Origin of the sequence: Brevibacillus centrosporus, from assembly GCF_046622605.1 — a bacterium.
In the GTDB taxonomy this organism is placed as follows: Bacteria; Bacillota; Bacilli; order Brevibacillales; family Brevibacillaceae; genus Brevibacillus; species Brevibacillus centrosporus.
On the sequence record NZ_CP176856.1, the window covers coordinates 27501 to 40193 of the forward strand.

Genomic DNA, 12693 nt, shown 5'->3' on the forward strand with positions numbered 1-12693 from the left:
GGCGTAGGCGATGGACAACAGGTTGATATTCCTGTACCACCTCTGTTCCGCTTGAGTGAGTGGCGTGACGCAGGAGGATAGGGTGAGCGGCCTACTGGATGGCCGTCCAAGCAGCAAGCCTGGTGTGTAGGCAAATCCGCACACCATAAGGGCAAGCTGTGATGGCGAGGGAAATTTAAGTACCGAAGTCCCTGATTTCACACTGCCAAGAAAAGCGTCTAGCGAGGAACAAGGTGCCCGTACCGCAAACCGACACAGGTAGGCGAGGAGAGAATCCTAAGGTGCGCGGGATAACTCTTGCTAAGGAACTCGGCAAAATGGCCCCGTAACTTCGGGAGAAGGGGCGCCTCGGTAGGGTTAATAGCCCGAGGGGGCCGCAGTGAAAAGGCCCAAGCGACTGTTTAGCAAAAACACAGGTCTCTGCGAAGCCGCAAGGCGAAGTATAGGGGCTGACGCCTGCCCGGTGCTGGAAGGTTAAGGGGATGGGTTAGCGCAAGCGAAGCTTTGAACCGAAGCCCCAGTAAACGGCGGCCGTAACTATAACGGTCCTAAGGTAGCGAAATTCCTTGTCGGGTAAGTTCCGACCCGCACGAAAGGCGTAACGACTTGGGCGCTGTCTCGGCAAGAGACCCGGTGAAATCATAATACCTGTGAAGATGCAGGTTACCCGCGACAAGACGGAAAGACCCCATGGAGCTTTACTGTAGCCTGGTATTGGAACTTTGTGCATCATGTACAGGATAGGTGGGAAGCTGAGAAGCAGGGGCGCCAGCCTCTGTGGAGCTGTCGGTGGGATACCACCCTTGATGTACGGAGTTTCTAACTCGTCGCCCTTATCGGGCGAGAGGACCATGCCAGGTGGGCAGTTTGACTGGGGCGGTCGCCTCCCAAAAGGTAACGGAGGCGCCCAAAGGTTCCCTCAGAATGGTCGGAAATCATTCGTAGAGTGTAAAGGCAGAAGGGAGCTTGACTGCGAGACCTACAAGTCGAGCAGGGACGAAAGTCGGGCTTAGTGATCCGGTGGTTCCGCATGGAAGGGCCATCGCTCAACGGATAAAAGCTACCCTGGGGATAACAGGCTTATCTCCCCCAAGAGTCCACATCGACGGGGAGGTTTGGCACCTCGATGTCGGCTCATCGCATCCTGGGGCTGAAGTAGGTCCCAAGGGTTGGGCTGTTCGCCCATTAAAGCGGTACGCGAGCTGGGTTCAGAACGTCGTGAGACAGTTCGGTCCCTATCTGTCGCGGGCGTAGGAAGTTTGAGGAGAGCTGTCCTTAGTACGAGAGGACCGGGATGGACGCACCGCTGGTGCACCAGTTGTCACGCCAGTGGCACAGCTGGGTAGCTATGTGCGGACGGGATAAGCGCTGAAAGCATCTAAGCGTGAAGCCCCCTCCAAGATGAGACTTCCCACAGCGCAAGCTGGTAAGACCCCTCATAGACGATGAGGTTGATAGGTTCGGTGTGGAAGCGTGGTAACACGTGGAGCTGACGAATACTAATCGGTCGAGGACTTATCCACACTCTTAGCAAACATGCAGATCCAGTTTTGAAGGCACGAGGCAGCCATCCATAGAGGATGGTTTTTTTATTTATCAAGAAAACCTTCTCGCTGAAAAGGCAAGAAGGTTTTTAATGTTTATGTACGGCTCCAGCGTGCACGATATTTACATAGGGAGGAAATGAGGGTTAATTTGATAAATCTGTTTCATAATAACGGTGGGAAATGTTTCGAAGTGATGCTCTAGAAAATGCTCAACGAGATATCGCTCAGCCAAACCATAGGACAACGTCAGCTCTCCCCACCACTCAGTCTCGTAGCGGCAGAGCATGCTAAGCAAATACAGAAGGAGATAATGGCTTGCCCATTCTGGCAAAGGCAGGGAATCGGTAGACCCGTTCCAAAAATACAGCTTCTGTCCTTGAAGACGAAAGAGTGGGTGTTGTTCCAATGCGTAGAGGGCAAACTGGGGGAAGAGCAGTTCCTTTCCTTTCCGGTCTCTCCAATGAAATTGCTGCGTAGGGATAGAAGCTGTCGATAACCGGCGGATATATTGGGAAAAGGTTTCAGTGGAGTAGGCTAATGCCCCCTCACCTTCAGGAAAAGAAATCGATACCCAGGGTCCATCTGCTTTAAGAGCTTCATTCCCTTCTGAGACGGAAGGGGGCAGTGCAGACAGTGCTGTCCATTGCAGACGCTGCCAGAGGGCAGGCGTATCGGAAAGCAGAGCACAGGATTGGCTCATGGCAGGTATAGAAGAAAACAAATCGTTTACCAAATAGCGATCCTGTAAGGGAGACAGGCCAAATAAATGAGCCAAATGTGCAAAGAACCCTTCCTTTTGGGGGCGGATCTCATCTTCCGTCAGTACGTATGCTGATCGCTTCAATTTTCGCGTGGTTACTCCGTGCTGCAAGACGCGGCTGTTTTGTGGATAGGAGGGGTCGCGAGTCAGCAGCATTCCTTTTAGCAAATGGGAGCATCCATAAAATAAAAGCAGTGGCCGAATAGAGAGATCAGCAGCTTCGGCAGTGAGGTAATATTGCCTAGCCTGCCTCCATAAATAGAGAAATCGTGTACTTTGTTGAAAAGCTAGGCGGTCGTAATGCTCGAGCCCTAACGTTTCATAGCAGGAGGATAAAAACTTTCGGGAAGTCGGTTCAGTTTCTAAAAAACGAAAGGCTTTCCAGGCATTATCCATACAAATCCACCTTTAATAATTTTCGTAAAAACAGTTAATTATACAAGCTCATTTTTTGATTTATCTGGATAATTCATTATAAAACCGAACATTTTATGCATTCCTTGACAGTAAATTATGCCGTTTGCTAAACTGGCTTAAACTATCACCGAGAGGGGCTTGCTGCTGTGCGGGAAGATAAATTCGTAAAAGAAGGTTTAACGTTTGACGACGTATTGCTCATTCCAGCAAAATCTGAGGTTTTGCCGAGGGATGTTGACCTTAGAACGAAACTGAGCGAATCGGTTACCTTGAATATTCCTCTTATCAGCGCGGGTATGGATACAGTGACCGAATCTGCACTTGCGATCGCAATGGCTCGCCAGGGTGGGATCGGAATCATCCACAAAAACATGACCATTGAGCAACAAGCAAGTGAAGTGGATCGTGTAAAACGTTCGGAAAGCGGTGTTATCACGAATCCGTTTTCCTTGTCACAGGATCATACGGTAGAAGATGCTGATGCACTCATGGGAAAATACCGGATCTCCGGTGTGCCGATCGTAGATGGGGACAACCATCTGATTGGGATTTTAACGAACCGCGATCTGCGTTTTGTCCATGATTTCTCGACACCGATTCATGAGGTTATGACGAAAGACAATTTGGTCACCGCACCAGTAGGAACAACGCTGCTGCAAGCAGAAGCGATCCTGCAAAAGCACAAAATTGAAAAGCTGCCACTGGTGGACGAAAATAACATCCTGAAGGGCCTCATTACCATCAAGGATATTGAAAAGGCCATTCAGTATCCGAATGCGGCGAAAGACAAGCAAGGGCGTTTGCTTTGCGGAGCGGCAGTAGGCGTTTCCGGCGATACCTTCGAGCGTGCAGCTGCATTGGTCAAGTCCGGTGTAGACGTGCTGGTAGTAGATACAGCTCATGGTCATTCTAAGGGTGTTATTGACACGGTAAGAGAGATCCGCAAAGTTTATCCGGAACTTACCATCGTTGCAGGAAACGTAGCAACTGGTGAGGCAACCCGCGAACTGATCGAAGCCGGAGCTTCTGTCGTGAAAGTGGGGATTGGACCAGGATCTATTTGTACAACTCGTGTTGTAGCCGGTATCGGTGTTCCACAAATTACGGCTATCAACGACTGTGCCCAAGTAGCGCGGAAATACAATATTCCAATTATTGCCGATGGAGGCATTAAATACTCCGGTGATTTGCCAAAAGCTATTGGCGCAGGCGCATCTGCGATTATGATCGGCAGCCTGTTTGCTGGTACTGAAGAAAGTCCGGGAGAATTTGAAATTTACCAAGGCCGACGTTTTAAGGTGTATCGCGGGATGGGCTCTATCGGTGCGATGAAGGCGGGAAGTAAAGACCGTTATTTCCAAGAGAATGAGCAAAAATTAGTTCCAGAAGGCATTGAGGGTCGCGTTCCTTACAAAGGACCGTTGTCCGACGTTACGTTCCAAATGATTGGCGGTTTGCGTGCGGGTATGGGGTATTGCGGAGCGAAAACGATTGAGGATCTCATCGAAAACTCCCAGTTTGTGCGGATTACAGGCGCTGGCTTGCGTGAGAGCCATCCACATGATGTACAAATCACAAAAGAGGCTCCAAACTACTCAATTTCCTAGGAAACAATTTAGTTCACAGGACCTAAACCCCCCTTTCCATCTAGGTGAAAGGGGGGTTTTTCTATCGTTTGCCAAAGATTACAGTCCGAAACAAGCTTCAAGCCTACCTACTAACTATGGTAAACTTAGATTGGTGTGTGCGTTTAGTAGGAAAATAAGATCGACAGAAATGGGAGAGTGAGAGAATCTAATGAAACGAAAGACATGGACAAAGCGCTTAACAGGTCTGTTCCTTTCTGTCGCTGTATTAGCTACAGCAATGGGAGGAGCAGCGACTAAGGCCGATGCGGCACCTGCAGCCGATCTACAACTGGCAGCGAAATCTGCCATTCTCTTAGAGGCAACGACCGGTAAAATCCTGTATGCCACCAATCCCGATGTGCCATTGCCACCTGCTAGTATGAGTAAGATGATGAGCGAGTACCTGGTGCAGGAAGCGGTTAAGCAAAAGAAGATCAGCTGGGACGAACAGGTTCCCGTAAGTGAATATGCTTTTTACGTTGCAAAGATTTCGGATGCATCCGGTGTGTATTTGAATGCCGGTGAATCATTTAGTGTGAAGGAATTGTACAAGGCGATGGCAGTTGTATCGGCGAATGACGCGACTGTACTGCTTGCAGAAAAAGTAGCTGGCAGTGAGCCAAACTTCGTGCAAATGATGAACAAGAAGGCAAAAGAACTCGGTATGACGAACACTTCTTTTGTCACCTCTACTGGGTTGCCAGCAAATGAACTGGGTCCATACTCCGTGCAAACGGATCAAGTAGAAAACCTGATGTCGGCTCGTGACTCCGCGATTCTCGCACGCGCGCTGATCCGTGATTTCCCGGAAGCGATCGAGGTATCCAAAATCCCACGTTTGACGTTTCGTGAAGGCAAACCAGATGAGCTGAAAAAAGCAAACTACAACTGGATGCTGCCAGATCTGAATAACTACTATCCAGGCGCTGATGGTCTGAAAACAGGTTATACCCAAGCTGCCGGATATTGCTTTACAGGTACAGCTACGCGTGACAATATGCGTCTGATTTCCGTTGTCATGGGTACCGATAATGAGACAAAGCGCTTTGTTGAGACGAAAAAACTGTTTGACTACGGCTTCAGCAACTTCAAGCTGACCAAGCAAATGGACAAAGGTGCTACGATCAAAGGCTTTGAGACGGCACCAGTGAAAAATGGTGTTGAGCTGACGGTAAATGCAGCAGCAGGTAGTGAAGTGAACGTTCTGACCAAAATTGGCTCCGAGGCGAAATTCACGCCAACCGTTACCTTCCAGGAGCTGACCGCGCCGATCAAGCAAGGTCAAGTAATTGGTAAACTTGTGTTGAAGGAAGAAGGCGCTAAGGACAGCGATTACTTGCAGCCGGAAGATGCAGCAAAGGCTGGAGTAGACATTGTGGCTAGCCAGGAAGTGGAAGAGGGAAGCTGGATTCGCCTGTTTTTCCGCAGCATCATTCAGTTCTTCGGCAACTTGTTTGGAAGTGTTACAGGTAAATAAAACACAGGATCCCCATCTCTTTGTGAGGTGGGGATTTTTTTTGCATTTTTCAAGTTTACAGAAATAGGGGTTGTTTTTTTCTGTATCTTTCGTTTACAATGACCTTAACAATGAACCATAACACCACATAACAGTTGTGGTCCAAACTTCGTGCTATAGGGGGAAATAAAATGGTACAGGTAGGAACATCCCGCGTGAAAAAAGGTATGGCTGAAATGCAAAAGGGCGGCGTCATCATGGACGTAATCAACGCTGAGCAAGCCAAAATTGCAGAGGCAGCTGGGGCGGTAGCTGTAATGGCGCTGGAGCGCGTACCTTCTGATATCCGTGCAGCTGGCGGCGTAGCGCGTATGGCTGACTTGGGCATCGTAGAAGAGGTGCTGAATGCTGTATCCATTCCTGTTATGGCAAAAGCACGTATCGGTCATTTCGTGGAAGCGCGTGTTCTGGAGTCAATGGGTGTCGATTACCTCGATGAGAGCGAAGTACTGACTCCTGCCGATGATCTGTACCATATTAATAAAAAGGATTTCACTGTTCCGTTCGTATGTGGTGCGCGTGATCTGGGTGAAGCGCTGCGCCGTATCGGTGAAGGTGCATCCATGATTCGCACCAAAGGTGAGCCAGGAACCGGAAACATCGTAGAAGCTGTCCGCCATATGCGTACGATGATGGCTCAAATTCGCAAAGTGCAAGCGATGTCCTATGACGAGCTGATGGCAGAAGCGAAAAATTTAGGAGCTCCCTATGAGCTGCTCGAGCAAGTACACAAAAACGGCAAGCTGCCAGTCGTGAACTTCGCAGCAGGTGGGGTAGCGACTCCTGCCGATGCTGCCTTGATGATGCAGCTTGGATCCGATGGCGTGTTTGTTGGATCGGGTATCTTTAAATCCGAAAATCCTGAGAAATTTGCCCGCGCCATCGTCGAAGCAACGACTCATTACGATGATTACGAGCTGATCGCCCGCGTGTCCAAAGGCTTGGGAAGTGCCATGACAGGTATTGAGATCTCCAAGATCCGTGAAGCAGATCGCATGCAAGACCGAGGCTGGTAAGGTGATCGCTATGAAAATCGGTGTACTGGCCCTGCAAGGAGCAGTAGCGGAGCATGTTCGGATGCTGGAAGAGGCAGGTGCAACAGCCGTTGCTGTGAAAAAGGTGGAAGAGCTGGACGATCTGGACGGTCTGATCATACCTGGCGGTGAGAGCACGACGATCAGCAAGCTGATGCATAAATACGGATTTATGGAAGCTGTTCGTGAGTTTGGCAAAGCTAGAAAGCCGATCTTTGGCACGTGTGCGGGAGCTATTCTCCTGGCGAAGCGCATCAGTGGACAAGAAGACTCTCACCTTGGCCTGATGGACATCCTAGTAGAGCGCAATGCCTTCGGACGTCAAAAGGAGAGCTTTGAAGTTACGATGCCTGTAGCGGGAGTAGCAGCTGATTATCCTGCAGTCTTCATCCGTGCTCCTTATATTCGGGAAGTTGGGGAGAACGGAGAGGTGCTTGCAAAGTATGAAGAGAAGATCGTCGTGGCAAGAGATGGACATTACCTGGCAGCAGCATTCCACCCCGAATTGACAGAGGATAATCGTTTGCATCGGTATTTTCTCGATATGGTGAAGGAGTACCGGAGCTAAACAAACCAAAACGGAAACATGGCCTGCATCGAAACGATGTAGGTCTTTATTTTTGCAGCAAAGTCTGAACGGTGATGAACGGGGAAATACTGGGTCCTAGCAAGACAGCTGCCCTTTACACAGGTATAGAACCTGTAGTACAGTTAACAATAGAAGCAAGAATTTATGTGAATGCGCTGATGAGAACAAGTACTTCGTAAGAGCTTGGCCTAGAGAGTCGGTGGTTGGTGCAAACCGAACCAGCATGCGAAGGAATCCATCTCGGAGTGGCAAAGGATTAACTTTGTCCGGAACCGTCCCGTTATGACGGAAGAGTGGACCGATGCGAGGAATTGTGCGCATTTGTCAACGAGGGTGGCAACGCGGGTATACAACACTCGTCCCTTACCAGGGGACGGGTGTTTTTTGTTTTCTAGATAAGACTCTATAAATGGTCTTATCCAGTATAAGGGCAGCTAAGGCTGCGGCCAAAAGCTTGGCGTAGCCAAGTTTTCTAATGGATAATCTATTCGGAGGGATTCTCACATGTTGGACGTAAAAGTACTGCGCCAAGACTTGGAAGAAGTAAGACGCCGTTTAGCCCATCGCAATGAGGATATTACGGCACTGGATCAGTTTGCAGAAGTGGATGAAAAAAGACGCCAGGTCATTCAAGAAGCGGATGCCTTAAAAAACAAGCGCAACACTGTATCTGAACAAGTTGCGGTGATGAAGCGTAATAAAGAAAATGCCGATCATCTGATTGCAGAAATGAAAGAAGTAAACGACCGCATCAAAGTGCTGGATGAAGAGCTGCGTCAGCTGGATGAACAGCAGGAACAAATCCTGTTGAGCCTGCCGAACCTGCCGCACGAGAGCACGCCGGTCGGAACATCGGAAGACGACAATGTAGTGATAAGGAAATGGGGAGAGCCCCGTCACTTTGACTTCGAGGCAAAACCACACTGGGATCTGGCTAGCCAGGCAGGTATTCTCGATTTTGAAACGGCAGCAAAGGTCACAGGAAGCCGCTTCGTGTTCTACAAAGGAATGGGCGCTCGTCTGGAACGCGCTTTGATGAACTTCATGCTCGATTTGCATGCAAATGAGCATGGCTATGAAGAAGTAATCCCTCCGTATATCGTCAACCGTACAAGCATGACCGGAACAGGCCAACTGCCGAAGTTTGAAGAAGATGCGTTCAAGCTGGAAGGTCCTGACTACTTCCTGATCCCGACAGCGGAAGTTCCTGTGACGAATATGCACCGCGATGAAATCATGGATGGAGTAGAACTCCCTCGCTACTACGCCGCTTACAGCGCATGTTTCCGCTCGGAAGCGGGCTCGGCTGGACGCGATACGCGTGGGTTGATTCGTCAGCATCAGTTTAACAAGGTCGAGCTGGTCAAATTCACCAAGCCGGAAGATTCGTATGATGAGTTGGAAAAGCTGGTGAACAACGCGGAGAAGGTATTGCAGCTCTTGGGCTTGCCCTACCAGGTCCTGAGCATGTGTACGGGTGATTTGGGCTTCACTGCCGCGAAGAAGTATGACATCGAAGTCTGGATTCCAAGCAACAACACGTACCGGGAAATCTCGTCGTGTTCGAACTTTGAGGATTTCCAGGCGCGTCGGGCGAACATTCGATTCCGCCGCGACACCAAGTCGAAGCCTGAATTTGTGCATACCCTGAACGGCTCGGGCCTCGCGATTGGCCGTACGGTTGCCGCGATCTTGGAAAACTACCAAGAAGCTGACGGATCGATCGTGATCCCAGAAGTATTGCGTTCGTACATGGGTGGAGTGGAAAAAGTCTCCCCTAAATAATAAGTAGCGAAACAGGCAGAACAGCTCTTGATCCCTAGGGACAGAGCTGTTTTTTTGTACAGATAGATTTGGAATAAGTACAACGATGACCCGTCCTTCGCTTGGTCTATTCAAATTATCCTGTGTACTAATACAGAAGGAAAAATTTAAAAAATCATGTTGCACTGTACCAATTGCTGTTATATAATAAAAACAAATCTTAAGAATATTGTTTTAATACAGATACGGAGGGAATGGGAAATGGACTGCTACCGTTGTGAGGGAAACGGCGAACAAAATTGCACGAGGTGTGGAGGAGTCGGCCACGATGAGCATGGGGTGGCTTGTCACCATTGTCTGGGCGATGGTCATGTAAGCTGCAGCCATTGCAGTGGAAGCGGTTATCAGGAGTAAAAACCATTTTTTTTGCGTGGTCTGTACTATAATACATTTCAATAATCGATACTGTACCATAATAATGTTTCTTCTGATGGAGGAGGAGCTCATTTGACTACGATTCCAACCAATCCGTATCCGCTCGAGCTGAGCATTACCGGAGAAATGCATGATGGGTACCGCGACGTTCTTACGCCAGAAGCCATTCAGTTTATCATCAAGCTGGAACAGAAATTTGGAGACAGACGCCAACAGCTGCTCGCTGATCGTCAGGAGCGACAGCTGAAAATAGATGCGGGGCAGCTGCCGGACTTTTTGCCCGAGACGGCACAGATCCGCAGAGCAGAGTGGACAGTGGCTCCTTTGCCAACGGACTTGCAGGATCGACGTGTAGAAATTACGGGGCCAGCGGCCGATCGGAAAATGGTCATCAATGCACTCAACTCAGGTGCGCGTATGTTCATGGCTGACTTCGAGGATGCGAATTCCCCTACATGGGAAAACACCATCCAAGGTCAGATCAACATGAAGGACGCAGTACGCCGCAATATCTCCTATACGAGTCCCGAGGGCAAACGGTATGCCCTTCAAGAGAAAACAGCAGTCTTGATCGTACGCCCGCGCGGTTGGCATCTGGAAGAGAAGCACTTCAGGCTGGAAGGCAGAGCGATTTCGGGGAGTCTGCTCGACTTTGGCCTCTACTTTTACCACAATGTCCAGGCGCTGATGGCCAATGGTACAGCACCTTACTTCTATCTGCCAAAGCTGGAGAGTCATCTGGAAGCTCGATTGTGGAATGATGTCTTCTTGTTTGCTCAGGATGAGCTTCATATCCCGCGCGGCACGATTCGGGCTACAGTCCTGATCGAAACGATTTTGGCTGCTTTTGAAATGGACGAAATTTTGTATGAGCTGCGAGAGCACAGCGCTGGCCTGAACTGTGGGCGATGGGATTATATCTTTAGCTACATCAAAAAATTGCGGAATCAACCAGATGTAATTACCCCGGACCGGGCCCAGGTCACGATGACGGTGCCTTTCATGAAAGCATACACGTCGTTGGCAGTAAAAACGTGCCACAGACGACAGGCTCCATGCATCGGGGGGATGGCTGCGCAGATCCCGGTGAAAAACGATCCGGTCAAAAACGAGGAAGCGATCGCTAAAGTACGTGCTGACAAAGAGCGCGAAGCATACGACGGTCACGATGGTACTTGGGTAGCGCATCCTGGCTTGGTACCGGTGGCGATGGAAGTCTTTAACCGATTGATGCGAGAGCCTAATCAGATCTGGTACAAACGGGAGGACGTACAGGTAACGGCTAGTGATTTGTTGGATGTACCAGAAGGAGTCATTACCGAGGAAGGCGTCCGTACAAACATCAGTGTCGGTTTGCAATATGTAGAAGCTTGGCTGAGGGGCTACGGTGCCGTTCCTATCCACAATTTGATGGAGGATGCAGCGACAGCGGAAATTTCCCGAGCCCAGGTATGGCAATGGATTCGTCATCCACGCGGCGTTTTGCAGGATGGACGCAAGGTCACGGAAGCTTTGGTGAAACAGATGCTGACCGAGGAACTGCAAGTATTGAAAACAGCGATCGGTCCAGAGCGATATGAAACAAGCAAGTTCCCGTTGGCAGGCAAGTTGTTCCTGAAGCTTGTGACGGAGGATGATTTCGAGGATTTCCTAACTGTTCCCGGCTATACCTATCTTCAATAAATAAAAAAACGAGTGGGGGAAACGAAAATGGGCAAACAAAACAAGCAGGAAGCGATTCAGCAGGTAGAGCAAAGCTGGAATCAAGAGCGTTTTCAAGGCATTACCCGTACTTACACAGCAGAGGATGTCGTTCGACTGCGTGGATCCGTTCAAGTGGAGCATACCTTGGCGCGACTCGGAGCAGAGCGCTTGTGGAATTTGCTTCATACGGAGCATCACATCAAAGCGCTGGGTGCTCTGACAGGGAATCAGGCAATCCAGCAGGTAAAAGCGGGATTAAAAGCGATCTATCTGAGCGGTTGGCAAGTAGCAGCGGACGCCAACCTTTCCGGGCAAATGTATCCAGACCAAAGCCTCTATCCTGCCAACAGTGTTCCGCAAGTGGTAAAACGAATCAATCAGGCACTTCAACGGGCAGATCAAATCGATCAATCCGAAGGTGGAACCGACACGCATTGGTTCGCGCCAATCGTAGCCGATGCGGAAGCAGGGTTCGGCGGTCCTCTGAACGTATTTGAACTGATGAAAGGTATGATCGAAGCGGGAGCAGCGGGCGTTCACTTTGAAGACCAGCTGGCTTCCGAGAAAAAGTGTGGTCATATGGGCGGCAAGGTGTTAATTCCGACCCAGGCAGCTGTTCGCAACCTGATCTCTGCCCGTTTCGCAGCAGACGTGATGGGTGTACCTACTATTATCGTAGCTCGTACGGATGCCAATGGCGCCTTCCTCATCACGAGTGACATCGACGAAGCGGATCAGCCTTTCCTCACAGGAGAGCGAACACCAGAAGGATTCTTCCGCTTGCGTGGTGGTCTGGATGCAGCTATTGCTCGCGGCCTAGCATACGCACCATACGCGGATCTGATCTGGTGCGAGACATCGGAGCCAAATCTGGAGGAAGCACGCCGCTTTGCCGAAGCGATTCATGAGAAATTCCCTGGAAAGCTGTTGGCCTACAACTGCTCCCCATCCTTCAACTGGAAGAAAAAGCTGGATGAAGAATCGATCGCACGTTTCCAGGAAGAGCTGGGCGAGATGGGCTACAAATTCCAATTCGTTACACTTGCAGGCTTCCACGCTCTGAACTACGGGATGTTCGAGCTGGCAAGAGGCTATCGTGATCGCGGTATGGCTGCTTACTCCGAGCTGCAGCAAGCTGAATTCGCGAGTGAAGTACACGGCTACACGGCCACACGCCACCAGCGTGAAGTAGGTACCGGATACTTTGATGAAGTCGCGCAGGTCATTTCCGGGGGAACTTCTTCGACGACAGCACTGAGCGGATCTACAGAGGAAGAGCAGTTTCAGCATAATTAAGGC

The 12693-nt window shown here is 49.8% G+C and carries 8 protein-coding genes, 1 rRNA gene and 1 other annotated feature (1 of these 10 cut by a window edge); of the genes, 8 read left to right on the forward strand and 1 reads right to left on the reverse strand.

Annotated features, from left to right (window positions below; translation table 11 throughout):
- Positions 1 to 1523, forward strand: a 23S ribosomal RNA gene (locus ACLIN2_RS00215); it begins 1405 nt to the left of the window's first position.
- A gap of 145 nt (positions 1524 to 1668) precedes the next feature.
- Here the strand turns inward: ACLIN2_RS00215 and ACLIN2_RS00220 are convergent.
- Positions 1669 to 2703 carry a YaaC family protein gene (locus tag ACLIN2_RS00220; protein WP_411502990.1) on the reverse strand — a complete coding sequence of 345 codons (1035 nt, stop codon included), beginning with the start codon at positions 2701 to 2703 and terminating at the stop codon, positions 1669 to 1671.
- A 167-nt stretch (positions 2704 to 2870) separates the two neighbouring features.
- Between ACLIN2_RS00220 and guaB the strand changes: the two genes are divergently transcribed.
- The 7 genes from guaB to aceA all read left to right on the forward strand — a co-directional run bounded on the left by guaB (position 2871) and on the right by aceA (position 12690).
- The gene (gene guaB / locus ACLIN2_RS00225) at positions 2871 to 4331 is read left to right on the forward strand and encodes an IMP dehydrogenase (protein WP_092274753.1); all 1461 of its coding nucleotides are present in this window, start codon (positions 2871 to 2873) and stop codon (positions 4329 to 4331) included.
- Between the two features lie 190 nt (positions 4332 to 4521).
- Entirely contained in the window at positions 4522 to 5829 is a 1308-nt protein-coding gene (locus ACLIN2_RS00230) for a D-alanyl-D-alanine carboxypeptidase family protein (RefSeq protein ID WP_092274755.1), read from the forward strand.
- Between the two features lie 170 nt (positions 5830 to 5999).
- The gene (gene pdxS / locus ACLIN2_RS00235) at positions 6000 to 6884 is read left to right on the forward strand and encodes a pyridoxal 5'-phosphate synthase lyase subunit PdxS (RefSeq protein ID WP_092274759.1); all 885 of its coding nucleotides are present in this window, start codon (positions 6000 to 6002) and stop codon (positions 6882 to 6884) included.
- A gap of 10 nt (positions 6885 to 6894) precedes the next feature.
- Positions 6895 to 7470 (forward strand): pyridoxal 5'-phosphate synthase glutaminase subunit PdxT, encoded by a 576-nt coding sequence (gene pdxT, locus ACLIN2_RS00240; RefSeq protein WP_092274762.1) that lies wholly within the window; start codon positions 6895 to 6897, stop codon positions 7468 to 7470.
- Positions 7471 to 7637: 167 nt separating this feature from the next.
- Positions 7638 to 7858: a binding site (T-box leader), on the forward strand.
- 137 nt (positions 7859 to 7995) lie between these two features.
- Complete coding sequence (gene serS, locus ACLIN2_RS00245) at positions 7996 to 9276, forward strand: serine--tRNA ligase (protein ID WP_092274765.1); 1281 nt, start codon at positions 7996 to 7998, stop codon at positions 9274 to 9276.
- Between the two features lie 486 nt (positions 9277 to 9762).
- Complete coding sequence (aceB, locus tag ACLIN2_RS00250) at positions 9763 to 11373, forward strand: malate synthase A (protein ID WP_411502991.1); 1611 nt, start codon at positions 9763 to 9765, stop codon at positions 11371 to 11373.
- A gap of 27 nt (positions 11374 to 11400) precedes the next feature.
- Positions 11401 to 12690: an isocitrate lyase gene (aceA, locus tag ACLIN2_RS00255; protein ID WP_327933937.1), complete on the forward strand. Its 1290-nt coding sequence runs from the start codon at positions 11401 to 11403 to the stop codon at positions 12688 to 12690.
- Positions 12691 to 12693: the final 3 nt, after the last annotated feature.